This window comes from Mesorhizobium sp. M2A.F.Ca.ET.042.01.1.1 (assembly GCF_003997405.1).
In the GTDB taxonomy this organism is placed as follows: Bacteria; Pseudomonadota; Alphaproteobacteria; order Rhizobiales; family Rhizobiaceae; genus Mesorhizobium.
This window is the reverse complement of sequence record NZ_RZRX01000089.1, coordinates 1-22,957: the sequence shown is the minus strand read 5'-3', so window position 1 is coordinate 22,957 and position 22,957 is coordinate 1. Positions and strand designations below refer to the sequence as shown.

22 protein-coding genes and 2 pseudogenes are annotated in these 22,957 nt (G+C 64.2%); 13 read left to right on the top strand and 11 right to left on the bottom strand.

The annotated features are described in order from the left end of the window. Nucleotides 1-252: 252 nt before the first annotated feature. The 3 genes from EOA23_RS15680 (at nucleotide 253) to EOA23_RS15670 (ending at nucleotide 2,508) form a co-directional block, all read left to right on the top strand. Nucleotides 253-483, top strand: a complete 231-nt coding sequence (locus EOA23_RS15680) for a DUF2093 domain-containing protein (protein ID WP_126061281.1) — start codon at nucleotides 253-255, stop codon at nucleotides 481-483. Nucleotides 484-606: 123 nt separating this feature from the next. Beyond that, nucleotides 607-1,386: a glycosyltransferase family 92 protein gene (locus tag EOA23_RS15675; protein WP_245474181.1), complete on the top strand. Its 780-nt coding sequence runs from the start codon at nucleotides 607-609 to the stop codon at nucleotides 1,384-1,386. 189 nt (nucleotides 1,387-1,575) lie between these two features. Next, nucleotides 1,576-2,508 (top strand): UDP-glucuronic acid decarboxylase family protein, encoded by a 933-nt coding sequence (locus EOA23_RS15670; protein ID WP_127304790.1) that lies wholly within the window; start codon nucleotides 1,576-1,578, stop codon nucleotides 2,506-2,508. Between the two features lie 37 nt (nucleotides 2,509-2,545). Here the strand turns inward: EOA23_RS15670 and lpxK are convergent, their stop codons facing one another. The 7 genes from lpxK to epmA all read right to left on the bottom strand — a co-directional run bounded on the left by lpxK (nucleotide 2,546) and on the right by epmA (nucleotide 9,383). Further along, nucleotides 2,546-3,574 carry a tetraacyldisaccharide 4'-kinase gene (lpxK, locus tag EOA23_RS15665; protein WP_127304789.1) on the bottom strand — a complete coding sequence of 343 codons (1,029 nt, stop codon included), beginning with the start codon at nucleotides 3,572-3,574 and terminating at the stop codon, nucleotides 2,546-2,548. A 1-nt stretch (nucleotide 3,575) separates the two neighbouring features. Continuing rightward, on the bottom strand, nucleotides 3,576-4,892 hold the full coding sequence (gene waaA, locus EOA23_RS15660; protein ID WP_127304788.1) for a lipid IV(A) 3-deoxy-D-manno-octulosonic acid transferase: 1,317 nt from the start codon (nucleotides 4,890-4,892) through the stop codon (nucleotides 3,576-3,578). Beyond that, nucleotides 4,889-5,668 carry a lysophospholipid acyltransferase family protein gene (locus EOA23_RS15655; RefSeq protein ID WP_127304787.1) on the bottom strand — a complete coding sequence of 260 codons (780 nt, stop codon included), beginning with the start codon at nucleotides 5,666-5,668 and terminating at the stop codon, nucleotides 4,889-4,891. The genes waaA and EOA23_RS15655 overlap by 4 nt, the downstream gene beginning before the upstream one ends. A gap of 5 nt (nucleotides 5,669-5,673) precedes the next feature. Beyond that, on the bottom strand, nucleotides 5,674-5,919 hold the full coding sequence (locus tag EOA23_RS15650; protein ID WP_042646392.1) for a DUF4170 domain-containing protein: 246 nt from the start codon (nucleotides 5,917-5,919) through the stop codon (nucleotides 5,674-5,676). A 75-nt stretch (nucleotides 5,920-5,994) separates the two neighbouring features. Then, nucleotides 5,995-6,804 carry a 3'(2'),5'-bisphosphate nucleotidase CysQ gene (locus tag EOA23_RS15645; RefSeq protein ID WP_127304786.1) on the bottom strand — a complete coding sequence of 270 codons (810 nt, stop codon included), beginning with the start codon at nucleotides 6,802-6,804 and terminating at the stop codon, nucleotides 5,995-5,997. Then, nucleotides 6,791-8,134, bottom strand: a complete 1,344-nt coding sequence (locus EOA23_RS15640; protein WP_127304785.1) for a TldD/PmbA family protein — start codon at nucleotides 8,132-8,134, stop codon at nucleotides 6,791-6,793. Before EOA23_RS15640 ends, EOA23_RS15645 begins: the two co-directional genes overlap by 14 nt. A gap of 205 nt (nucleotides 8,135-8,339) precedes the next feature. Then, complete coding sequence (gene epmA, locus EOA23_RS15635; protein WP_127304784.1) at nucleotides 8,340-9,383, bottom strand: EF-P lysine aminoacylase EpmA; 1,044 nt, start codon at nucleotides 9,381-9,383, stop codon at nucleotides 8,340-8,342. A gap of 129 nt (nucleotides 9,384-9,512) precedes the next feature. Here epmA and efp point away from each other — a divergent pair, with 129 nt between their 5' ends. Beyond that, complete coding sequence (gene efp / locus EOA23_RS15630) at nucleotides 9,513-10,082, top strand: elongation factor P (protein WP_042646394.1); 570 nt, start codon at nucleotides 9,513-9,515, stop codon at nucleotides 10,080-10,082. 139 nt (nucleotides 10,083-10,221) lie between these two features. Here efp and EOA23_RS15625 read toward each other — a convergent pair whose 3' ends face one another. Further along, a complete protein-coding gene (locus EOA23_RS15625; protein ID WP_127304783.1) occupies nucleotides 10,222-10,935 on the bottom strand; it encodes a phytochelatin synthase family protein in 714 nt (237 codons plus the stop codon). Between the two features lie 257 nt (nucleotides 10,936-11,192). Here EOA23_RS15625 and EOA23_RS15620 point away from each other — a divergent pair, with 257 nt between their 5' ends. From EOA23_RS15620 to EOA23_RS15610, 3 genes are all read left to right on the top strand, one after another. Beyond that, the gene (locus tag EOA23_RS15620) at nucleotides 11,193-12,695 is read left to right on the top strand and encodes a winged helix-turn-helix domain-containing protein (protein ID WP_127304782.1); all 1,503 of its coding nucleotides are present in this window, start codon (nucleotides 11,193-11,195) and stop codon (nucleotides 12,693-12,695) included. Continuing rightward, entirely contained in the window at nucleotides 12,692-13,933 is a 1,242-nt protein-coding gene (locus EOA23_RS15615; RefSeq protein ID WP_127304781.1) for an MFS transporter, read from the top strand. The genes EOA23_RS15620 and EOA23_RS15615 overlap by 4 nt, the downstream gene beginning before the upstream one ends. A gap of 119 nt (nucleotides 13,934-14,052) precedes the next feature. Beyond that, a complete protein-coding gene (locus tag EOA23_RS15610; protein WP_127304780.1) occupies nucleotides 14,053-15,138 on the top strand; it encodes an acyltransferase family protein in 1,086 nt (361 codons plus the stop codon). 23 nt (nucleotides 15,139-15,161) lie between these two features. On the opposite strand, the gene EOA23_RS15605 is transcribed toward EOA23_RS15610, so the two are convergent. Together EOA23_RS15605 and EOA23_RS15600 are read right to left on the bottom strand one after the other, a co-directional pair. After that, nucleotides 15,162-15,800, bottom strand: coding sequence for a DUF5074 domain-containing protein (locus EOA23_RS15605; protein ID WP_127304779.1), 639 nt, complete (start codon nucleotides 15,798-15,800; stop codon nucleotides 15,162-15,164). Nucleotides 15,801-15,831: 31 nt separating this feature from the next. Further along, on the bottom strand, nucleotides 15,832-17,052 hold the full coding sequence (locus EOA23_RS15600) for a helix-turn-helix domain-containing protein (protein ID WP_127304778.1): 1,221 nt from the start codon (nucleotides 17,050-17,052) through the stop codon (nucleotides 15,832-15,834). A gap of 120 nt (nucleotides 17,053-17,172) precedes the next feature. On the opposite strand from EOA23_RS15600, the gene EOA23_RS15595 reads away from it, so the two are divergent. The 3 genes from EOA23_RS15595 to EOA23_RS15585 all read left to right on the top strand — a co-directional run bounded on the left by EOA23_RS15595 (nucleotide 17,173) and on the right by EOA23_RS15585 (nucleotide 18,988). Further along, nucleotides 17,173-17,922: a DUF899 family protein gene (locus tag EOA23_RS15595; RefSeq protein WP_127304777.1), complete on the top strand. Its 750-nt coding sequence runs from the start codon at nucleotides 17,173-17,175 to the stop codon at nucleotides 17,920-17,922. A gap of 104 nt (nucleotides 17,923-18,026) precedes the next feature. Then, a complete protein-coding gene (locus tag EOA23_RS15590) occupies nucleotides 18,027-18,263 on the top strand; it encodes a hypothetical protein (RefSeq protein WP_127304776.1) in 237 nt (78 codons plus the stop codon). Nucleotides 18,264-18,373: 110 nt separating this feature from the next. Then, nucleotides 18,374-18,988 (top strand): class I SAM-dependent methyltransferase, encoded by a 615-nt coding sequence (locus EOA23_RS15585; protein ID WP_245474179.1) that lies wholly within the window; start codon nucleotides 18,374-18,376, stop codon nucleotides 18,986-18,988. Between the two features lie 31 nt (nucleotides 18,989-19,019). Here EOA23_RS15585 and EOA23_RS15580 read toward each other — a convergent pair. Next, a pseudogene (locus EOA23_RS15580) lies at nucleotides 19,020-19,953 on the bottom strand (AraC family transcriptional regulator). 75 nt (nucleotides 19,954-20,028) lie between these two features. On the opposite strand from EOA23_RS15580, the pseudogene EOA23_RS15575 reads away from it, so the two are divergent. The 3 genes and pseudogenes from EOA23_RS15575 to EOA23_RS15565 form a co-directional block, all read left to right on the top strand. Then, nucleotides 20,029-20,845, top strand: a pseudogene (locus EOA23_RS15575) (oxidoreductase). A 62-nt stretch (nucleotides 20,846-20,907) separates the two neighbouring features. After that, nucleotides 20,908-22,368: a phospholipase D-like domain-containing protein gene (locus EOA23_RS15570; protein ID WP_127304774.1), complete on the top strand. Its 1,461-nt coding sequence runs from the start codon at nucleotides 20,908-20,910 to the stop codon at nucleotides 22,366-22,368. 22 nt (nucleotides 22,369-22,390) lie between these two features. Further along, a partial coding sequence (locus EOA23_RS15565) for an endonuclease/exonuclease/phosphatase family protein (RefSeq protein WP_127304773.1) occupies nucleotides 22,391-22,957 on the top strand: 567 nt, incomplete at its 3' end.

Sequence of the window (22,957 nt, the reverse complement as noted above, 5' to 3'; positions counted from 1 at the left end):
CCCGTCGACGGCGCCGGCGGCTGGACCAGCGTCTTGATCAAAGCCGCCACCGCAGGATCGGCCTTGGGCGACGGCACCGGCTGCGGGGTAAGCGCTTCACCGATAGGTGCGTTCAAGCGGGTCGAGGTGATGTCCATGCCGGCTTCCGGAAACTATTTTGACGCTCAGCCATACCGGATGAGCATTGCGTCAAGCTTGACGTTGCTTGCGATTTGTGGCGATTGAAACCCAGATGAACGCAAGCGTCCTTTCATGATGAACCGTTTCGAAGGCCCGGGCGGCAGGGAAGCCCGGATCCGCTATCTCGACGGCGACTTCCAGGTCACCAGTCCGGGCTCGTTCGTGCGCTGCGCGGTGACGGGCGAGAACATTCCGCTCGACGAACTCAAATATTGGAGCGTCGCCCGGCAGGAGCCCTATGTGAACGCGGCGGTCTCGCTCGCCCGCGAGATCGAGATGCACCCGGAACTGCGCAAACGGTGATAGGCCGGGCGAGCCCACGACGCCGTGATAGTCACCTCGATTGCGCCTTAGGCTACCGAATTGAAAAACTTCAAGAAGTCTCTCAAGACCTTTCTTCGCATGCCGCTTATCATGCGTGCGAGAATGCGCGATCGGGCGGTATCGAAAGCCCCACGGTTCAAGCTGGCGGCCTGCGCCATCTTCCGTGAAGAAGCGCCGTTTCTGGCCGAATGGATCAGGTTCCACCAGGGTGTGGGATTTGAGCATTTCTATCTCTACAACAACTTCTCGACCGACGACTTCAAAGCCGTATTGGACCCGTTCATCCAGCAAGGGCTGGTTACGCTGGTCGACTGGCCGCGGCCGGTGGGACAGCTGTCGGCTTATAGGGACTGCATCCGCAGGCGCTGGCGTGAAGCATTGTGGATCGGATTCTTCGACATCGATGAGTTTCTTTTCGCGCCCGACGGACGTGACGTGCCCTCGGTTCTCAGGGACTATCGCGACCTTCCGGGCGTTTGCGTCTGGCAGGCGTTCTATGGCTCTTCCGGCCATGTCGAGCGGCCGGAAAGTCCACTGGTCGAGGCCTTTACGATGCGAGCCGGGCCGGACATCACGACGGTCAAGACTATCCTCAACCCTCGCATGGTCTACAGGCCTGGCGTCCATCAGTCGAAATTCCTGTCCGGTGAAGGGGTGGACACTGATCGACGGACCATCGTGCCCGGTATGCCTCCCAAGCTCGATATATTGAGGATCAATCACTATTGGTCGCGATCGCTCGCCGATCTGGACCAGAAGATCCGGCGCGGCGACGCCTCGACTTCCACGCCGCGCGACAGGGATTGGCATTTCGACTTCGAAAGCAAGCTCAATGTCGAGCGCGACGAGGCCATCCTCGAGGCGATGCAGCGTCAGCGCTGAGGCAACCTGCAACTTGGCCTGTCGCGGCTTCACGGCCAGCGCCATTGACCCGGGAGGCCAGCCCATACAGGTTCCTGGCCGAGTGCCGGCAACAATCGATCGGCGCGACGAAAAACCCTTCTTCCAACGCACGTGACAGGTTCGTGACTCTGCGGTTATAGACAATGCCGTGGGTATGGGGGATTTGCCGTGAAGGCTCTGGTGACCGGCGGTGCCGGCTTTATTGGTTCGCATCTATGCGACCTGTTGCTGGCAAGCGGCCATGAAGTAATATGTCTCGACAATTTCTCGACTGGTTCGGATGAGAACATCCGTCACCTGTCAAACAATGCACGGTTCAGCCTGCTGAGACACGACGTCACCGTGCCGCTTCAGGCCGAGGCCGATGAGATCTTCAATCTCGCTTGCCCCGCCTCGCCTGTTCACTACCAGCGCATTCCGATCGAGACGACAAAGGCTTGCGTCTATGGCGCCATCAACATGCTCGACCTTGCATGCGCTTCGGGCGCCAGAATCCTTCAGGCGTCGACGTCCGAGGTCTATGGCGATCCGCAAGTCCATCCCCAGACCGAGGCCTATTGGGGCCATGTCAACCCGATTGGCCCGCGCAGTTGCTACGATGAAGGCAAAAGATGCGCCGAAGCGCTGTTCTTCGACTATCGGCGCCGGTCGCAACTGCCGATCAAGGTGGTGCGCATCTTCAATACATATGGACCTCGCATGCACCCTTCGGATGGGCGCGTGGTCAGCAATTTCATCGTTCAGGCATTGCGCAACGACCCCATAACCATCTACGGCGACGGAAGCCACACCCGCAGTTTCTGCTATGTCGACGACCTGGTGGATGGGATGGCCCGGATGATGGCGACGCCCGACGATCTCGTCGGGCCCGTCAACATCGGAAACCCGACGGAAGTCACGATCCTCGAGCTGGCCGAACTGGTGTTGGGCATCGTCGGCGGCAAGTCGAAGATCGAGTTCAAGCCCCTCCCCGAAGACGATCCCCAACAGCGCCAGCCCGATATAGGCCTGGCGCGTTCGGCGTTGGACTGGTCCCCTCGTGTTGCCCTCGAAGACGGGCTTGGCGAGACGGTCCGCTATTTCCGTGGGCTTATCAACTGACGGCAGGGCATCGGATCAACCAGGCGCGACGCAAAACTCAACCCCGCATCTTGCGCTGACGCCAGGCATCGAGCGTCTCGCCGATGATGCGTTCGGGCACGCGATCGAGCTCGAACACGGCCTCGATATCGAGCACGTTCAGTTGATCGAGGAAACCGGCGGGCACCTCGCCGTGGCGCAGCCGCGCGGCGTCCTTCGCCGTGGTGACCAGGCGCAGCCCCTCCTGCCGGGCGAGCGCCAGAAGGTCGGCAAGCTCGTCCTGGGCGTAGAAATGATGGTCCGGAAAGGCGCGCGAAAGCGCGACTTCACCGCCCGCGCCGCGCACCGTGTCGAAGAATTTCTCCGGATGGCCGATGCCGGCGAAGGCCAGGAAGCGGCCGCCGGCGAAGCGTGACGGATCCGCCGGCTCGACATGCGCCAGGAAGATCGGCCGGCCGGCGCGCGCCGCCTGGCGCACGACGCCGTCGGCGGCGGCGCCCTCGCCCATCTTCAGCAGGCCGCTGGTGAAGACCAGCTGGTCGACGATCTTGGCGCGGAGCGGTCCGCCCGGAATGACGCGGCCGTTGCCGACGCCGAAGCGGGCGTCGACCACGACCAGCGCATAGTCGATATGGATGCGCGCCGACTGGAAGCCGTCATCCATGATCAGAAAATCGCAGCCATGTCCCTCGATGAGCAGCTTTGCGCCGGCGGCGCGGTTTGCCGTCACCGCCACCGGCGCATGTTCGGCCAGAAGCAGCGGCTCGTCCCCGACATGCTTGGCGGCGTCGTGATGCGCATCGACGACATGCGGCTTGGCGAACGAACCGCCATGGCCGCGCGACAGGAAGCCGGGCGTGAGCTGCATGCGCCTGGCTTGTTTGGCCAGGGCAATGGCGACCGGGGTCTTGCCGCTGCCGCCGACGGTCAGATTGCCCACGCACAGCACCGGCGCGTCGACTTTCTCGCGCGGCGCATGCCGCATGCGGCGGCCGGCAATCATGCCGTAAGCAGCCGACACCGGCGACAGAGCGAGCACGCGCCAGTCCGGCTTTTCCCACCAGAAGGGCGGCGCCTCGCTGGTCATCTCATCGACCGTTGGCGCCTTTCAGGCGCGCCTTGACGACCAGCGGCTGAATATAGGGCTCCAGAGATTTCAGCGTGCGGGCAAGCGCGCCGCGCATCTCGTCGACGGTGGCAGCACCCGCCGCGATCATTTCGTGGCGCGCCACTTCGTTGGTCAGAAGGAAATTGACCGCGCCGGTCAGCATGTCGCGGTCGCGCACAAGCTTGGCGCCGCCGCTGTCGAGCAGGCGCTGATAGGCCTCGCGGAAATTCTGGACGTTGCGGCCGGCAAGCACCGCGGTTTCGAGCATCGCCGGCTCGAGCGGGTTCTGGCCGCCTTGCGAGGTCAGCGAACGGCCGACGAAAGCGATCTCGGTCAGCCTCAGGTAAAGCCCCATCTCACCGATCGTGTCGCCCAGAAGGATATCGGTATCAGGCGAGATGCGGTCACCCTTGCTGCGCCTTGCCACAGTCAGGCCCATGCCGGAAATCTGCGCGGCAAGCGCGTCGGCGCGGTCGGGATGACGCGGCACGATGATGGTCAAAAGCCCATGATGGCGCCTGTGCAGGCTGGCATGGACCTCGGCGGCCACGACCTCTTCGCCGTCATGGGTCGAGATCGCCGCCCAGGTCGGGCGATCGCCTATCTGGCGCTGCAGAGTGGCCAGCGCCCGCTCGTCAACCGGCGGCGGGTTGGTGTCGACCTTGAGATTGCCGGAAACTGTGACCGGGCGGGCGCCGAGCGCGCGGAACCGCTCGCCGTCGACATCCGATTGGGCGATGACATGGGCGAGATTCTCGAACAGCGCCTCGGCAACGCTTGCGCGCTTCTTCCACGAGGTGAAGGAGCGGTCCGACAGCCGGCCGTTGACCAGAACCTGCGGCACGTTGCGGGCGCCGAGTTCCAGGATGGTCATCGGCCAGATTTCCGATTCGGCGATGATCGCCAGTTCCGGCCGCCAGTGATCGAGGAAACGGCTTACCGCGGGCTTGAGATCGAGCGGCACATATTGGTGGATGATGCGGCTGCCGAGGCGCTCGTCGGCGACCTTGGCCGAAGTCACGGTGCCGGTGGTCAGGACGACGTTGACGCCGTAGTCGAGGATGCTCTCGACCAGCGGCACCACCGCGATGGTCTCGCCGACGCTTGCCGCATGGATCCAGATCACCGGCCCTTCCGGCCGGGGCCGGCCGGCGACGCCATAGCGCTCGCGGCGCCGGGCGCGATCCTCCTTGCCGCGCGAGGCGCGCCAGGCGACATAAGGACCGATCAGCGGATAGGCGGCCGCCCCCGCATAGCGGTAGGCGGTCAGAGCCGCACGCGCCCAGCGCTCGCTCATTTGCCGCCACCCACGAGGCGATAGGCCTCGGCCGTCGCGGCGTTGAGGGAGGCGGTGACCTCCTGGCGCTTGCGCTCCATCTCGGCATCGTCGGCATCGGCCGGCACGAAGACCGGGGGGCCCACGATGACCGCGGAGCGCCCGAAAGGCAGGTTGATGGTGGTCTTGTCCCAGCTCTTCTCAAGCACCTTGCGGCGACTGGTGGCGATGGCCGAAGGCAGGATCGGCCGGCCGGAAAGCCTTGCCAGAAGAACGATGCCAAGCCCGGCCTCGCGCGGCTTGCCGTTCGGAATATCGGCGATCATGGCGACGTTCTTGCCGATCACGAGCGACCTCTTGAGCGCGATCAAGGCCTTGGCGCCGCCCTTGTCGAGGTGGTTCGAACTGTTGCGGCCGCCGGAACCGCGCACCGCCTCGATGCCGAATTTCTCGAGCATCAGTGCCTGGAGCTCGGCGTCGGCGCTGCGGGAGACCATGGCGACCAGCGGCCGGCCCTTGGGGTAATAGGCAGGGGTCAGGAGTTGCTGGCCGTGCCAGAGCGCGATGATGCCGGGCTCAAGATGCGCATAAGCGCCGCCGGCAACCTTCGTCGAGCCTTCGACAAGCGGGCTGGTGAGGCGAATCAGCCGCAGGAACCAGGCGAACAGGCTGGCGATGAAATTCTTGACGAAACTCGACTGCGCCAACGGCTCGCGGATGCGCCGCCACAGCGTACGCGTTCCGCCGCGTCTGGCAGCGCGCCGCCTGGTCGCGCCTTTCACCGCTTCATGCTCCATCGACGTCAACCGCCGACCTTTGTTTCTGGATCGAGCAGACGGTGCAGATGAACAACGAAATAACGCATATGGGCATTGTCGACACTGGCTTGCGCCTTCGCTTTCCACGCAGTGTGCGCCGATTGATAGTCGGGGTAGATTCCGACGATGTCGAGCGCGTCCAGGTCACGAAACTCGGTTCCACCCAGCTTTTTCAGCTCTCCACCGAAAACCAGGTGCAAAAGCTGTTTCTTTCCGTCTTCCACGGCCATGCCGATCCTTCGCAGATTCATGAATTTTGTGAAACGTTTAGCCCAAAGCAGACGATTTTGGAACTGTGGGCCGACTCACCCTTGGTCAATGCGGGCAATTACACCGGCGAGCACGCCAAGCAGTTCGCCGCTGCCGGCCGCGAGCGCGCCGTGATTGATCACCTCGCCGGCATAGCGCGGCGGCTTGCCGGCGCGATCAAGCAGTGCGCCGCCAGCCTCGGCGAGGATGAGATCGGCGGCGGCGATGTCCCAGTCATGCGCATTCGGCTTGACGAAGGTCGCATCGAGCTTGCCGGCGGCGATCATCGCCAGCCTATAGGCAAGCGAGGGGATGTAGGCGGCCCGCCGCAGCCTGTCGTGCCAGGTTTCCGGCATCAGGTCGACCAGCGGCTTGGGTCCACCGATATCGACGCTCTCACCCAGCGGACGCACATGGATGCGCTTGTCGTTGAGATAGGCGCCCTCGCCCGGCAGGGCCCAGTAAGTCTCATGCTTGGCCGGGCATTCGAGCACGCCGGCCAGCGAGCGGCCGTCCTCGACCACGGCGACGCTGACGCACCAGGAATGCAGGCCGTCGAGAAAGCCGCGCGTGCCATCGATCGGGTCGACGACGAAGGTGCGGCGGGCCGACAGCCTGGCGTGGTCATCGGCGGTCTCTTCCGACAGCCAGCCATAATCCGGACGCGCCTTGAGCAAGGTCTCGCGAAGATAGGCGTCCGCCGCATGGTCGGCCTCGCTCACCGGCGAGGTGCCGCCCTTCATCCACACCTGCGGGTTGTTGCCGAAATAGCCCATGGCGATGGTGCCGGCTTCGCGGGCGGCTTCGCGCAGCAATGCAAGGTCGTCGCCAGCCTCGCTCGATGTCAGTTGGTCAAGCGCCGGCAAGGGTCATCCCTTCGATCAGGAGCGTCGGGGCAGCCGTGCCGAAATTGCGGTCGAGGTCGCTCGCCGGCACCATGTTGAGGAACATGGTCTTCAGGTTGGAGGCGATCGTCACCTCGGCCACCGGATAGGCCAGCGCGCCGTTCTCGATCCAGTAGCCGGAGGCGCCGCGGCTGTATTCTCCGGTCACCATGTCGACGCCCTGGCCGAACACCTCGGTGACGTAAAAGCCGCGCTTCAGCGACGCGATCAAGTCGTCCGGCGAACGCTCACCGGGCTCGATGGCGAGATTGGTCGAGGACGGCGAGACCGACGAGCCGCTGCGCGAGCCGCGTCCATTTGTGACGAGACCGAGCTCGCGCGCGGCCGAGGTCGACAGGAACCAGTGGTTCAAGATGCCCTTCTCGACCATCAGCAGCTTCCCGCCCTCGACGCCTTCGCCGTCGAACGGGCGCGAGGCCTGTCCGCGCCGGCGCAAAGGCTCGTCGGTGACGGTGATCGCGGCCGAGGCCACTTGCTTGCCCATCATGTCGCGCAGGAAGCTGGTCTTGCGGGCGACCGCCGCGCCGTTGATGGCGCCGGCGAGATGGCCGGCGATGCCGCGCGCCACGCGCGGATCGAACACCACATCGACCGGGCCGGTCGCCGCCTTGCGGGCGCCGAGGCGGCGCACGGCGCGTTCGCCGGCCTTGCGGCCGATCTCTTCCGGCGCGTCGAGATCGGCGAAATGCTGGCGCGAGGAGAATTCATAGTCGCGCTCCATAGCCGTGCCCTCCCCGGCTATGACGCTGGTCGAGCGCGAGAAACGCGAGGCGACATACTGGCCGACAAAGCCATGCGAGGTGGCGAGCACGAGGCCGCCCAGTCCGGCGCTAGCGCTGCTACCGGAGGAATTGGTGACGCCCTTGACGGCCAATGCGGCCGCTTCGGCGGCAAGGGCCGCCTCCTTCAACTGGTCGGCCGGTACCTCGGTCGAATCGAAAAGGTCGAGGTCGCGCAAATTGCGGGCGAGCAACGCGGGATCGGCGAGGCTCTGGAACGGATCCTCGGGCGAGACTTTGGCCATGGCGACGGCCCGCTCGGCAAGCGATTTCGGATCGGAAGCGGCGGTCGCCGAGACGCTCGCCACGCGTTGGCCGACGAAGACGCGCAGCGACATATCCTCGCTCTCCGACGATTCGGTGCCCTCGACCTTGCCCAGCCGCACCGACACGCCGGCAGAGCGGCCGCGCACCGCCACCGCGTCGGCCGCGTCGGCGCCGGCACGCCTGGCGGCCTCGACGAGCGCCGTCACGCGATCGGTCAATTTCGCTGCGTCGAGCCGGTTGGTCATAAGGTTGTTCCCGTTTGTTCATGCAATCTGTCAGGGCCATGCACTTTGTCACGCCCTGCGGCACCTGTCGCATCGTCTTGTGCATGCCGAAGCGCCAGCTGTCGCACCATCTATTGTTCCATCCACGCTAGTGCAATGGCGGATGCGGCAATCTCAAGGCAATCGCGGTGGTTCGTGTGGGATGCGCAGGGCCGAAACGGGCGTGCTATCCGGTCACCGGCGCCCAGATCACGTCCTCGATCCTCGTTGCCCCAGTCGCCAGCATCACCAGCCGGTCGAAGCCCAGCGCCGAGCCGCTTGCCTGCGGCATGATGGCCAAGGCCGCCAGGAAATCCTCGTCCAGCGGATAGCGCTCGCCATAGACGCGCTCTTTCTCATCCATCTCGGCGAGGAAGCGGCGGCGCTGCTCTGCCGGGTCGGTAAGCTCGCCGAAGGCGTTAGCGAGCTCGACGCCGCAGCAATAAAGCTCGAAGCGCTCGGCAACGCGCGGATCCTCGGCGCTCGGGCGGGCAAGTGCCGCTTCCGAAATCGGATAGCCGTAAAGGATGGTGGCCCGCCCCTGCCCCAGGGCCGGTTCGATCTTCTCCACCATCACCCGGCTGAACAGATCGGCCCAATTGTCGTCGGGCGCGGTGCGCAGGCCAGCCTTGACCAGCGTGGCATGAAGTCCGTCGCGATCCGTGCTCCCGTCAGCCGCGACGGTCGCCAGAAGGTCGATGCCGGCATGGCGCCTGAAGGCTTCCGCCACGCTCAGCCGCTCCGGCTCGGCGAAGGGGTCGGCCTCGCGTCCGCGAAAACGGAAACGCCTGGAGCCGGCCCTCTCCGCGGCAAGCGCCAGGAATTCGGCGCAGTCGTCCATCAGACGCTCGTAAGTTTCACCGACGCGGTACCATTCGAGCATGGTGAATTCGGGATGATGCAGCGGCCCACGCTCACGGTTGCGCCAGACGGCGCCCAGGCTGAAGATGCGCTGCTCGCCGGCGGCAAGCAGCTTCTTGCAGGCGAATTCCGGCGAGGTGTGGAGATAGAGCGGCCGGCGCGACGCGTCGGGTCCGATCGCCTCGGTGGCGAAGGCGGAAAGATGCGCCTCGTTGCCCGGCGAAACCTGCAGCGCCGAGGTCGTCACCTCGATGAAATCGCGTGTCGAGAACCAGCCGCGAAGCGCGGCGGCAATTGCGTTGCGCGCCATCAGCCGGGGCCGGCGGTCGGCATGGATATCAGGCATCCACCAGGGCGAAGCGCCGGTCATGGGCAGGAAAATCGCACGGAAGACTGGCGGTTCGGCGCAAGATGCGCTAGGGCGCACGCGATGGCCGCCGTCGCCGCTTCGCGGAAATCGACGCTTGCAGGCCGAAAAACTCGAACGGGATCGAATATCGTGGTCAAGGTCATCGCCAGCTCCTTACGCAAAGGCAACGTCGTCGATAAGGACGGCAAGCTCTATGTCATCCTCTTTGCCGAAAACATCCACCCTGGCAAGGGCACGCCGGTGACGCAGCTCGACATGCGCCGTATCGGCGACGGGGTGAAGGTGTCGGAGCGCTACCGCACGACCGAAATGGTCGAGCGCGCCTATGTCGAGGAGCGCGAGCACACCTTCCTCTATTCCGACGGCGAGGGTTTTCACTTCATGAACCCGGAAAGCTACGACCAGGTCGTGGCTTCGGAAGCCGTGGTCGGCGATTTCGCGCCCTATCTACAGGAAGGCATGGCCGTTCAGCTCGCCCAGTTCAACGGCGTGCCGATCTCGCTGACGCTGCCCCAGCGCGCCACCTTCGAGGTGGTCGAGACCGAGCCGGTCACCAAGGGCCAGACGGCGTCTTCCTCCTATAAGCCGGCCGTGCTCTCCAACGGCGTGCGCACCGCCGTGCCGCCGCACATCTCGGCCGGCACGCGCATCGTGGTGATGACCGCAGACGGCTCGTATGTCGAGCGCGCCAAGGACTGATATTTTACGGCGGCACGATTAGCGCGGCTCGCCTGCAAGGGCGGGCTACGCACGAATGCGCCCCGCCGACTTCTGCAAGGTATGAGAGGCATGTCCCTTGTGGGCAGTATCAGCCGCAAGTTCGGCTGAACTACTGTCCCTAAGGCGACGATATCAGCACATATCCGCGGGTTTTGTTCTCATTGTCGCTGTCGACCGTGTTCATCGCTCCGAACAGGTCGGCCGTCGTCACCCATACCGGCGGATATTTGTAGCGGGCGACATCGAGGATCAGGAACCTGTCCGCTTTCTCGTCGTAAGCGGCCAGCGGCGATATATGCCCGCCCTTCTCCTGGCCCATCGCCTTGCGCAGATAATTGACGATGACGAAGTGCCCGGGCTTGGCAAGGAACGAACTGGCCTGGGTGCGAAACTGCTCGAGACTGGCATCCGAAGCATGGCGGACCTCAGCCTTGATAGGCTGGGTGGAAAGAATGGCCCCGATCTGGTCGAGCGTCATTCCCTGCTTGTCGAGGATCTGACGAGGAAGAATGGTTTCCGTGCGCTCGTTCAGGACATTATCCTGCGTGAACGTCTTGTAAGGTTCGTATTCGGGCACCGCGGGCGCCGGAACGTTGAGCGCATTCAGCACCATGACGATGCTGGCCACGCCGCAATAGGCCTGCGTCTTTTGCGTGAGAAAGTTGCTCGCGAGGGGGAAATAGGCTTCCTTCGCCATGCTTTCGGCAAGAAAGCTCTCTCCGGCGGGGGAACTGAACCCCGTCAGATTGTCCGGAAGCTTCAGCGTCTCGGAGAAGGCGCTGGGCGCAATCAGGAGAAACGTTAGCAGGAGCGAATAAAAGCGCGCAGACATTGTGACCCTCAGCCTCGTGGAGAAAGCATCGAGGGATGCTATCAGCTTTCGCAGGCCATCGCACGTTGATCTGCCGGCGCGCCCGGGTCAATCAACCAGCCGCATCATCAGGCGGCCGCCGCCACCGGCAGGCCGGCGGCTTTCCATTCCGGCATGCCGTCCTCGAGGCGGCGCGGAACGTCCGACCGAGCCTCGGCTGCGGTTTAGCCGTTCTCCAACCCTTTCCCGAAAACTGTCGAAACGCTTAATATGCCCACATGCAGGGGACTCGCATCGCTTTTGGTCCGTTCGTACTCGATCCCGACACCGGGACGCTCCTTAAAGAGCGTATCCCGATCGCCGTTGGGCATCGTGGGCTGACGTTGCTTGCCGCGCTTGCGGCACGGCCCGGCGAAATCGTGACCAAGGCTGAGCTGATGGACGCTGCCTGGCCGGGGACCTCCGTTGAGGAAGGCAACCTTACCGTCCAGATCGCGACACTAAGAAAGGTTCTTGGTCCGGCTGACAACGGCGGCGAGTGGATCGCCACCGTGCCTCGCGTCGGCTACCGCTTCACCGGGACGATTGAGCCGGTGGCGAGCACATCCTCCAAACCGATGCCGGCATCCGGCAAACCGTCGATTGGGGTGCTGCCTTTTGCCAATTTGGGCGGCGACCAGGACCAGCAATATCTCAGTGACGGCATAACCGAGGACATAATCACGGAGCTGGCCAGATTTCGCTCCCTCCTCGTCATCGCACGCAACTCGTCTTTTCAGTTTCGCCATCCGGTACCGGACATCGCCGAAGTCCGTCGCAAACTCGGGGTTCGCTACCTCGTCGAAGGCAGCATACGAAAGCTCGGCGATCGCATTCGCATCACCACACAATTGATTGACGCCGCCACCGGCACCCACCTGTGGGCCCAACGGTACGATCGGGCCCTCAACGACATCTTCACATTGCAAGACGAGGTTGCCGCTCTCATCGCCTCGATGGTCGAAGGCCAAACGGAGGCCGACTCGGCAAGCCGCTCCAGGCGCAAGCCTCCAGCCGATTGGGATGCATACGACTACTATCTGCAAGGGCGCGCGCTCTTCCATCGATATGAACTGGACAAGTCCGAGCCGCTGTTCGTTCGGTGCGTCGAGCTCGATTCGACCTTCGCTCAAGGCCACGCCTTCCTCGCCCAGGCAGCCGTTGGCAGATTCTGGTATGACAACGATCCGAGGACGCTACAGAAGGCTTGGGACTCGGCCCGAACGGCGCTCGATCTCGACAGGAGCGACGGCGTCTGTCACCAGAGCATGGGGCTGGTGCTTACGCACATGCGCCAGCACAGCGATGCGGGAATGCATTTCGAGCGAGCACGCTCGCTGAACCCGCTGGACGTGAACATCGCAGGAGATTACGCAAGCTGGCTCAATTATGGCGGACGGGCCGAGACGGCGCTCAACGTGCTCGAAAGCGCGTTACTGCGCGACCCGTTACCTCCGACATGGTTCTGGGAGGTGAAGGGCAGTTCGCTCTTCCTGCTTGGAAGCTACTCGGAAGCCGTCGGTTCGTATCAGAGGGCCGGAGACCATTTCTTCACTCATGCCTTCCTCGCGGCGACTTACGCGCATTTAGGCGAGATGGAGAAGGCGCGCGCTGAAGTCGAGGAAACACTGATGAGGAAACACGACGTAACCGTTCGGCTGATTTCAGGTCTCCCGTTCGCCGACCCAGTCGCTCTCGAGCTTTTCACATCAGGCTTCAGAAAGGCCGGTTTTCCCGTGTGAACGCCACCGCCGTCGCGCTCGGCCTCAAGGCCAACTGGAAGCAGTTTTCGCTGCTGGTGCTGATCAACGCCTTCGTCGGCGGCATGGTCGGCATCGAGCGGACCGTCGTGCCGCTGATCGGCGCGGAGGAATTCGGCGTCGCTTCCACCACGCTGGTCGTCTCCTTCATCGTCAGCTTCGGCGTGGTCAAGGCCTGCGCCAATCTCGTCTCCGGCCAGCTTGCCGATAGATGGGGCCGCAAGCGCGTGCTGGTCCTGGGCTGGCTGTTCGGCTTGCCGGTGCCCTTCATCATCATCTCAGCGCCGAGCTGGGGCTGGATCGTGGCCGCCAATGCATTGCTCGGCATTAACCAGGGCTTCGCCTGGTCGATGACGGTGATCATGAAGGTCGATCTTGTCGGACCGAAATCGCGCGGGTTGGCCGTTGGCCTCAACGAATTCGCCGGCTACCTCGCCGTCGGCGTCACGTCCTTCCTCACCGGCTATCTCGCCAGCCGCTACGGGCTGCGTCCGGTGCCGATCTATCTCGGCGTCGTCTACGCGATCCTGGGTGCGACGCTGTCGATCCTGCTGGTGCGCGACACGCGCGAGCATGTGCGGCTGGAGCTGGCGGACCACCCAAAACAGGCTTCTCCGCTCAGCTTCCGCGAGATCTTCATGCTGACTTCGTTCGGGGACCGTAACCTGTTCGCCGCCTCCCAGGCCGGCTTGGTGAACAATCTGAATGACGGCATGAGCTGGGGGCTGTTCCCGCTCTTCTTTGTCGCCAACGGGCTCGGCGTCGAGCGCATCGGCATCCTCAAGGCCGTCTATCCGGCGGTGTGGGGCGTCCTGCAGGTCGCGACCGGGCCGCTCAGCGACCGGTGGGGCCGCAAGGGCCTGATCGTCGCCGGCATGTGGGTGCAGGCGGCGGGGCTTCTCTTGACCGCCATGACGCGCGAATTCGGCTGGTGGCTGCTGGCGAGCCTGCTGCTCGGCCTCGGCACGGCGATGGTCTATCCAAGCCTGATCGCGGCCGTTTCGGACGCCTCGCATCCGTCGTGGCGAGCGCGCTCGCTCAGCGTCTACCGCTTCTGGCGCGACCTCGGCTACGCAATTGGCGCCCTCACCGCGGGCCTGATCGCCGATTTCTTCGGCTTCGTCGCGGCGATCGGGGCCATCGCGGCGCTGACATTCCTGTCGGGCGCGATCGTCGCGATGGCGATGCGCGAGACGCATGTCGCCGGCCAGTCTCCGTAAGGCGATGGTTAACGCAGGCCCCGAACAAGGTTTCCGTTTACGATATCGTAAGCTTGTTGCTGCGGGCCATTCGCCGGTCCGCTACAATTGCGGCAGTTGAATTTTCCTCGAGATCGCGCATGAGCAGCCCCAACCGCATGCCGTGGGTGGACACGGCAAAAGGCCTTTCCATCATCCTGGTGGTGATGATGTATTCGGCCTACAACACAGGCGAGTACACCGGCGGTGTCGGCTTCCTGCACTATGTGATCGGCTTCGCGACGCCCTTCCGCATGCCGGAATTCTTCCTGATCTCGGGCCTGTTCCTGTCGCAGGTGATCGACCGGCCGTGGCGGCGTTATGTCGACCGCCGTGTCGTCCACTATCTCTATTTCTACGTGCTGTGGGCGCTCATCTCGATCGGGCTGAAGATCGGCATCTTCAGCCGCGACCCCGCCGGCATGCTGCACGACCTGGCAATGGCCGTCGTCCAGCCCTATGGCGTCTTGTGGTTCATCTACATGCTGGCGGTTTTCGGCATCGCGATCCGCGTGCTGCGCGAGCTTCGCGTGCCGCACTGGATCGTCATCTTGGCTGCCGCCGCGCTGCAAATGTGGGCGCCGAAGCCCGACAGCTACGCGCTCGAGCAGTTCGCGGCCTATTTCGTGTTCTTCTATCTCGGCTTCGTGCTCGCGCCGCTGATATTTCGGCTGGTCGAATGGACACAGGCTCGTCCGGCGATCGCCGTCGCGGGCCTGCTCGCCTGGGCGCTCGTCAACGGGCTGCTCGTCTATTCGCCGGGCTATGCCGTGCAACCTGTCGGCATGCAGATGGGCCTAGCGGCATGGCCGCCACTGCATCTGACGCTGGCCGTCGCAGGCGCGGTGGCGCTGTGCGTGGCCGGCGGCTTCCTGTCGAAATTCGCTTCCATGGAGTGGCTGCGCTGGCTCGGCGAGCATTCGCTGGTCGTCTATGTCGCCTTCACCATTCCGATGTCGATCTTCCGCGGTGTCATGCTGGCGAGCGGCCTTCTGACCGACACCGGCATGCTGAGCCTGGCTGTGCTGCTTGTCTCGGTCATCAGCCCGGTGGTGCTCTATTTCATCGTCAAGCGCATCGGCTTCGGCACCTTCCTGTTCGAGCGGCCGGCCTGGGCGCATGTCGATGGGCCAAACGCCGCGAAGGCCTCCAAGCCAATGACGCGGCCGGCGCGCGAAGCGGCCTGACCGGCCGCCTTTGCACCGGTCCGCTACTTGCTACCGTGTCCCGGACGCCGCGCGGCTTTGATCTTGCCGCTGCTGCCGCCACCGCAGAAGAAGCAGCCGCCGCCGTCGGATTCCAGCCCCGACACGCCGGAGGGCATCGCCAGCTCCTGCAGCACGTCGCCCGTGTCGGGATCGACGCGCACCAGGTCGCCCTCCTCGCCTTCCCAGGTGGCATGCCAGAGCTCGCCATCGACCCAGGTGACACCCGTGACGACGCGCTTCGATTCGATCGTGCGGATCACTCTGCCCGTTTCAGGATCGATCTGGTGAATCTTGTGCGCCCGGTATTCGCCGACCCAGAGCGAGCCCTCGGCCCAGGCCATGCCTGAATCGCCGCCATTGCCGGGGGCAGGAATGGTGGCGACGACCTTGCCGATCTTCGGGTCGACCTTGTGGATGCGATCCTCGGCAATCTGGTAGAGATACTCGCCATCGAAGGCAGTCCCGGCATGCGAGGCGACATCGATCGTACGCACGATCTCGCCGCTCTCCGGATCCAGCGCGTTCAGCTTGTCGCCACTGGCGAACCAGATATTTTGGCCGTCATAGGTGACGCCATTGACGCGCTCGACGCCGGGGAACGGTCCATATTCGCGCAGGATCTCGGCAGCGGCTCGTTTCATTTTCAGCCTCCATTCGAACAATGACCGCAGACTAGTCGGTCGGCAGCGGCCCCGGGAGTAACAACACAGTCGGGAATCCGGTCACCGGCGGCATCATCCAGCGGCGCGCCCGGCCCCGGCCGACCGGCTGCACCTTGTTCTGCGTCGACAGCTCTTCCAGCGCCCGCTGCACGGTGCGCGCGCTGGCGCCGAGCGCGATCGCCAGCGCCGAGCTCGACCAGGCCTCGCCGTCGGTCAGGAAAGCGAGCACCGCGCCGTGTTCCTCCTCGACAGGCGGCGCCAGCACGACGACGTCGGCGGCTTTGAGGGGCGTCAGCGCAAACCCGGCGGCGGTCGCATTGATATCGGCCAACCCAGCGAGCTCGGCGCGCAGCCGCCCCATCTCGACCCTCAGCCGCGCGCGATGAGATTCATCCGCGTGCCTCGCCCGAAAGGCGCGTCTCAACAGCATCTCACGCGAGGCATCCGCCGGCCATGCCTCGGCAAGCGCGCGCGCCAGCGCAAACAACACCGGCCGTGTCGCCAGCGAGACGACCGCATCGGCCTCGCGCACGACGTTGCGCGACGCATCGACGACGAGAGCGCCCGAGGTCAGCAGGGCCTCGACCTCGTCGAGCAGCAGCTCCTTCTCTGTGCCACGCGCGATTAGCCGGCCGACCGGCGTGTTCAAGACCAGGGATGCCGCTTCGACTTCGGCCTTCAAGGCCGGGATGTTGGCTTCGTAAGCGGCCAGCGATGCCCGGCCGAAGGCCGAGCGCGCCGCCTTTGTCCTCAGGCGCCGGACCGCGATGCCGGCCGCGGCCAGTTCATGCGCGACGCGCGCAACCGGCGGCAGCGGCGCCGGATCGAAATCCGAAAGCAGGCGCTCGGCCTCATCGAGCCGGCCGATCAGGATGAGGCGGCGCGCCTCGAGGCTGCCGGCATAGGCGGCGTTCAGCCGGTCGCCATGCGCGGCAAGCGTGGCGCGTGCGGACCGCAAGGCCTTCTCCGGCCAGCCGAGGTCGCGCGAGACCAACGCGATCTCGGCCTCGGCGACGACGCAGCGCGCGCGTGCGACCGCCTCCTTCGGGCTGAAGGAGCGGACGGCGTCCTTCAGCAGCGCCTTGGCCTTGGCGAAATCGCCGAGCTGCGCCATCGCGATGCCGCGCAGCGCCAGCGCCGGCGCGTCGTCGCGCAGCGCGACGCGCTTCAAGGCGCCGAGCGGATCGCCCGCGGCGAGCGCGCGCCCGGCGGCGTTGATCAGCGAGTCCATGCCGCCGCCTCAGGGCCCGCCGGATCAAATCGCGTCACACTTGTAACTCTCACCATCGAACCATGCGGCCTATGTCTGTCCCCGTCACCCCCAACCAAACCCAAGAACGGGACAAGAGCAATGACCCAACAGATGAAGACACCGCCGGTCGTTTCGCAGGAAGCGTGGGAAGGCGCCTATGAAGAAATGCTGGTCAAGGAAAAGGCGATGACCCGCGCCCGCGACGCATTGGCCGCCGAACGCCGCCGCATGCCGTGGATGGAAGTCACCAAGGACTATGTGTTCGAAGGCCCGAGCGGCAAGGCGAGCCTGCTCGACCTCTTCGAAGGCCGCCGCCAGCTCGTGATCTACCGCGCCTTCTTCGAGCCGGGCGTCTATGGCTGGCCCGAACATGCCTGCCGCGGCTGCTCGCTCGGCGCCGACATGGTCGGCAACCTCGCCCATCTCAACGCCCGCGACACCACGCTCGCCTATGCCTCGCGCGCGCCGCAGGCCGACATCCAGCGGTTGAAGCAACAGATGGACTGGAAAATGCCCTGGTACACCATCACCGACAGCTGGGATAAGGATTTCGGCGTCGACCAATGGCACGGCCACAACGTCTTCATCCATGACGGCAAGCACATCTTCCGCACCTATTTCGTCAACAACCGCGGCGACGAAGCCTTCGGCACGGTGTGGAGCTATCTCGACGTCACGCCGCTCGGCCGTCAGGAGGTGTGGGAGGATTCGCCCGAGGGCTATCCGCAGACCCAGACCTACAAATGGTGGAACTGGCACGACAATTACGAAGAAGGCGCCGCGCCTGACCAGAGATGGGTCGAGGTCTCGGATGCCGGCGAAGCGGCGTTCCGCAACAAGAGCGCCTGAGCGTGAAGCAACTCCGGCGGCGCGACCCGCGCCGCCGAAGCCGATCTCGCCAAGCCTTGTCTCTCTGACCCCTGCAAACCTGACCGCTTCAGAAGGTGAATGTCATGAGCATCGACAACCCTCGCCCGAGCAGCTTCAGCCTCGCCGACTGGCTCTGCTTCGCCGCGGCGCCAACCTTCGCCATGATGGCGCTGCTGACGGCTGCCTATGGCGACCACGACACGATGTGCATGACGGGCGCCTCGGTGCTGAGCGGTATGGCGCCGATGTATCTGTTGATGGCGGGCTTCCATCTGACGCCTTGGCTGCGGCTGATGGCGAGGCGCACCAACGGGATTTGACGCAAGCGCTCAGCGTTCCCGTTACGTTGCGTTTAGCTCTGCCATGTAGAGAATTCGGATGCGGAGGCGGCGTCTGAATGCTGGATAACTATGAGGCGGACGAATTCGGCGTGATCCACCAGATCGACTTCACGCCGATCAAGTACGACAAAAAATACATCTCCTACTACGAGGACCTGAGCGACCGGACCATCAAGCTCGGCTATCAGCGGCTTGGCTGGGTGCTGGGGATCACCGGCGAGATTCCGCGCTCGGTGCTGGAGATCGGATATGGCACCGGCACATTCATCGAAGCCGCCAAGATTACCGGCGTCGCCGATTGCGCCGGCTGCGACATCGCCGAGTTTCCGCTGCCCCAAGGTGTCCGCTTTGTCGATTGGGAGGAGGCGCTCGCCGGCTCGTGGGATCTCGTCGCCATGTTCGACGTGCTCGAACACATCCCGGATCTCAGTTTCCTCGCCCGCCTGCAGACCCGGCATCTGGCCGTCGCCGTCGGCGCCCAGCTCACGCCAGCCGCCATCGGCGACGGCGACGCTTGGTTCCGGACCTGGCGCATGCGCCTCCCCAACGAGCACCTGCACCACTTCGACCGCGACTCGCTGGTGGCGCTGCTCGCGCACAACGGCTTCGACTGCGTGACCCTGAACTGTTTCGAGGACGGGATCAGGCTGCGGCCCGGAGAAGCGGGTCCGAATATTCTGTCGGGCTTCTTCAGGAAGCCATAGACCGAGGAGCCGGCTGAGCGCCAATGGCGGACTACTCCGCCCAGGCAAGCTCGCCCAGATGGCGACGGACCCAGTTCGTCTCTTCAGAAGCCGTGCGCCCAAAATGCCGCTTGAAGTCACGGCTGAACTGAGCCGCGCTCGCATAGCCGAACCGAAGCCGCGGCCTGAGCGATCGTGCCCTTGCGTGCGATCATCAGTCTTGCCTCGTGCAGCCGCATGGCTTTCACGTACTGCATCGGGCTGCTTCCGGTCATCTCCCTGAAATGGACGTGGTAGGAAGGCACGCTCATGCCTGCTTCTCTCGCCAGATTGGCAACCGAGATTTCGCAGCTGTAGTTTTCCCGCAGCCATGCAAGGCTCCGCACGATCCTTCCCGACCTGCCCCTTTGCTGCAAGGCCGCGACCATTGCGCCGCCTTGCGGGCCAATCAGCACCCGGTAATGCAGCTCGCGCAGCAGGCCTGATCCAAGAATGGCGGTCTCGGCAGGGTTGCGAAGCGCCTTCAAAAGGCGCAGCAGCACATCCTCGATATCGGCCTCCATCCTGCTCGATATGAGACTTTGCGGCCTGTCGCTTCCCATTGCGGAATGCGTCTCCAGCCGCCCTGCAATCTCGGCCGCCAGCCGCATGTCAAACTCAACATAGACGGCAAGCAGCGGACGATCGGGGCTGGCCATCGACTCCATTCGAAACGGAACCGGCACCGACACCGCCAGATAGTGTTCTTCGTCGTAGAGGTAGACCTCCTGTTCGAGGATGCCTCGCTTGCTTCCCTGCAGGACGAACACCGCGCCCGGTTCATAAAGCACCGGGACGTCATGGAGCACGGCCTCCGTCCGGAGCACCCGTACGCACTCGAGCGCGGTCGCGTTGTATCCAATGCGTTCGCCGAGAGCTCCGGCCAGGTCGACCAGTTCCCGTCTTCGTCCGGCGTCGAATCCAATAGGATTTGGCAAGCCATTCATAGAAAACGCAATCGAAGATCCCATCGCCCAATACTATTTGCCAACGCGCACTCGATCAACAAAGGACCGCAGACCATGGCGAAAAAGACCTTCTTCATCACCGGCGCCAATTCCGGCTTTGGCCTCGCCATCGCTTCCGCCGCCATCCAGACGGGCCATATGGTCATTGGCACCGTACGGTCCGAGACGTCACGCGCGGCACTCGGCAGATCCCTGCCCGCGATGCGGACGGTCATGTGCGATGTCACGGAGTTCGACCGCGTGCCGGACGTCGTCGCGCAGGCGGAGAAAGAGCACGGGCCCGTCGATGTCCTGATCAACAATGCCGGCTATGGCCACGAAGGGGTGCTTGAAGAGTCGCCGCTCGAAGAGATGCGGCGCCAGTTCGACGTGAACGTCTTCGGCGCCGTGGCGGTCGCCAAGGCGTTTCTTCCGAGGTTCCGCGAGCGACGCCGTGGCTTCATCGTCAATGTCACCTCGATGGGCGGCATGATCACGATGCCGGGCATTGCTTACTATTGCGGCAGCAAGTTCGCGCTCCAGGGCATATCGGAGGTGATGCGTTCCGTTTGGCGTTCGCGTTACGGCCATCTGCCCCGGTTCCTTCCGGACGGACTGGGCCGGACGTTCCATGGTCCGGACCGAAAGGTCTATCGCGGATTATGACGCGCTGTTCGACCCGATCCGGGAAGCCCGGCTGACGAAAAGCGGCAAGCAGCTTGGCGATCCGGACAAGCTCGCAACGGCCGTATTGGCTTTGGTGGAATCCGAAGCTCCGCCGCCGCAGCTTCTGCTTGGCAGCGACGCCCTCAGGCTCGTGTCCGAGCGTATCGAACGCCTGCAGCAGGAGATCGAAGCCTGGAGGGCCGTAACCATCTCGACCGATGGCTGAATGAGCGCTGGAATAACCCGCCGCATTGCCTTTCCGCCCCGGCTCGCTCCATAGTCGGGTCAATGCTTGACGCGATTGCGAGTCACTGGTCGACGCTTATCCTGATCCTCTCGCTGGCGATGGCGGCGGTCGGCATCGTTCACGCCATCATGACCAAGGAGGACGTGCGCGCCGCCACCGGCTGGGTCGGCGTGATGCTGCTCTCGCCCTTTCTCGGCGCGATCATCTACGCCATTGCCGGCATCAACCGCATCCGCCGTGCGACGATCAGCGCGATGCGGCCGGTCTCACCCGAGGCCGCCGCCGCCCGGCACGACCGCGATGTCGCGCTGGAAGCCCTGATCAACGCCGAATACGGCCAGCGCTTCACCGGGTTGAAGACGCTTGGCGACAGGGTAGCGCGGCGTCCGCTGACCTCCGGAAACACCATCGCCGTGCTCAAGACCGGCGACGAGGCCTATACGGCGATGTGCGGGGCAATTGACGCTGCGCAAAGAAGCGTCCTCCTGGAGACCTATATTTTCGATAATGACGCCGTCGGGGCGCTGTTCGTCCAGTCGCTCGGCAACGCCGTCAAGCGCGGCGTCACCGTGCGCGTGCTGATCGACGCCGTCGGCGTGCGCTATTCGGTGCCGAGCATCCTGAAACAACTCAGGGAGGCCGACGTCACCGTCGACCTCTTCAACGGCAACATCGTCATGGGCCTGAGACTTCCCTATGCCAATCTGAGGACGCACAGGAAGATCCTGATCGTCGACGGCGCGGTGGCGTTCACGGGAGGCATGAACATCCGCAACGGATTCTCGGCCGAATTCGCCGGTTCAGACAGTTCGCGCGACACCCATTTCGAGGTCACCGGGCCGGTGGTGGCCGACCTGTTCTCGGTTGCCGCCGAGGACTGGCGCTTTGCCGCCAACGAGGCCCTGAAGGACGGCCCGTGGCAGGTTGAGCGCGCCGCGCCGCCGCCCGGGCAGCCGGTGCTGGTGCGCGCGGTGGCGACCGGGCCGGACGCCTCCAACGAAAACAACCTGAAGCTGCTGATGGGAGCGTTTTCGGTCGCCCGCAAATCGATCCGCATCATGTCGCCCTATTTCCTGCCGGACCGGGAGTTCATCAGCGCGTTGACCACGGCTGGCCGCCGCGGCGTCGAAATCGACATCGTCGTGCCGGCAGTGAACAACCTTTTCCTCGTCGATCATGCGATGACGGCGCAGTTCGACCAGGTTTTGAAGCATTATTGCCGGGTCTGGCGCCACGAGGGCTCGTTCGATCATTCCAAGCTGATGGCGATCGACGGCGTGTGGGCCTATGTCGGCTCCTCCAATCTGGACGCGCGCTCGCTGAGGCTGAATTTCGAGATCGACATGGAAGTCCTGGACAAGAACTTCGCCGCCGAGATCGACGCCCGCATTGCGGCTGCCATCTCGACCGCCCAGCCGGTGACGCTGGAGACGCTGAATGCAAGGCCATTCGTAATCCGCGTCTTCGACCGTTTGCTGTGGCTGGGATCACCCTATCTTTAGAACGGAATCGAGCATCGGGACTATGGAGACAAACGACATCAAGGGACGCAGCCTGCCGGAGACCGTGCTCCTGTCGATCCGCGCCAGGAGCGCGCGCAAGGCGAAGGCGACGCCGCGCAAGCGAGTCAACGACACTGAAATCGTCGTCGCCTCCTACAATGTCCACAAATGCATCGGCACGGACCGCAGGTTCGACCCTGACAGGACGGCCCGCGTCATCCGCGAAATGAGCCCCGACGTGATCGCCCTGCAGGAAGCCGACAACCGCTTCGGCGACAGGGCCGGGCTGCTCGATCTCGCCCGCCTGGAACTGGAGACGGGACTGGTTCCGGTGCCGGTCTCGGGCAACGGCAAGGGGCATGGCTGGCGCGGCAATGTGCTGCTGTTCAAGCGCGGCACTGTACGCGACGTCCACCAGCTCAAGCTGCCGGGACTGGAGCCGCGCGGCGCGCTGGTGGCTGAAATCGATCTTGACGAGAAACGCAGCTTGCGCGTCATTGCCGCCCATCTCGGCCTCCTGCGCCGCTCGCGCTCGGAACAGGCCCGCGTCGTGCTCGACATCATGAGCAGCGCCGACGAAAGGCCGACG

Excerpts from the sequence above, each read along its gene's own strand:
- lpxK (WP_127304789.1), bottom strand. The coding sequence starts at position 3,574 with ATGACCAGCGAGGCGCCGCCCTTCTGGTGGGAAAAGCCGGACTGGCGC.
- EOA23_RS15625 (WP_127304783.1), bottom strand. The coding sequence starts at position 10,935 with ATGTCTGCGCGCTTTTATTCGCTCCTGCTAACGTTTCTCCTGATTGCG.
- EOA23_RS15570 (WP_127304774.1), top strand. The coding sequence starts at position 20,908 with ATGCTTGACGCGATTGCGAGTCACTGGTCGACGCTTATCCTGATCCTC.
- EOA23_RS15650 (WP_042646392.1), bottom strand. The coding sequence starts at position 5,919 with ATGGCCGTGGAAGACGGAAAGAAACAGCTTTTGCACCTGGTTTTCGGT.
- EOA23_RS15605 (WP_127304779.1), bottom strand. The coding sequence starts at position 15,800 with ATGAAACGAGCCGCTGCCGAGATCCTGCGCGAATATGGACCGTTCCCC.
- waaA (WP_127304788.1), bottom strand. The coding sequence starts at position 4,892 with ATGAGCGAGCGCTGGGCGCGTGCGGCTCTGACCGCCTACCGCTATGCG.
- EOA23_RS15610 (WP_127304780.1), top strand. The coding sequence starts at position 14,053 with ATGAGCAGCCCCAACCGCATGCCGTGGGTGGACACGGCAAAAGGCCTT.
- EOA23_RS15590 (WP_127304776.1), top strand. The coding sequence starts at position 18,027 with ATGAGCATCGACAACCCTCGCCCGAGCAGCTTCAGCCTCGCCGACTGG.
- epmA (WP_127304784.1), bottom strand. The coding sequence starts at position 9,383 with ATGACCGGCGCTTCGCCCTGGTGGATGCCTGATATCCATGCCGACCGC.
- EOA23_RS15640 (WP_127304785.1), bottom strand. The coding sequence starts at position 8,134 with ATGACCAACCGGCTCGACGCAGCGAAATTGACCGATCGCGTGACGGCG.
- EOA23_RS15680 (WP_126061281.1), top strand. The coding sequence starts at position 253 with ATGATGAACCGTTTCGAAGGCCCGGGCGGCAGGGAAGCCCGGATCCGC.
- EOA23_RS15600 (WP_127304778.1), bottom strand. The coding sequence starts at position 17,052 with ATGGACTCGCTGATCAACGCCGCCGGGCGCGCGCTCGCCGCGGGCGAT.
- EOA23_RS15675 (WP_245474181.1), top strand. The coding sequence starts at position 607 with ATGCGCGATCGGGCGGTATCGAAAGCCCCACGGTTCAAGCTGGCGGCC.
- EOA23_RS15595 (WP_127304777.1), top strand. The coding sequence starts at position 17,173 with ATGACCCAACAGATGAAGACACCGCCGGTCGTTTCGCAGGAAGCGTGG.
- EOA23_RS15655 (WP_127304787.1), bottom strand. The coding sequence starts at position 5,668 with ATGGAGCATGAAGCGGTGAAAGGCGCGACCAGGCGGCGCGCTGCCAGA.
- EOA23_RS15620 (WP_127304782.1), top strand. The coding sequence starts at position 11,193 with ATGCAGGGGACTCGCATCGCTTTTGGTCCGTTCGTACTCGATCCCGAC.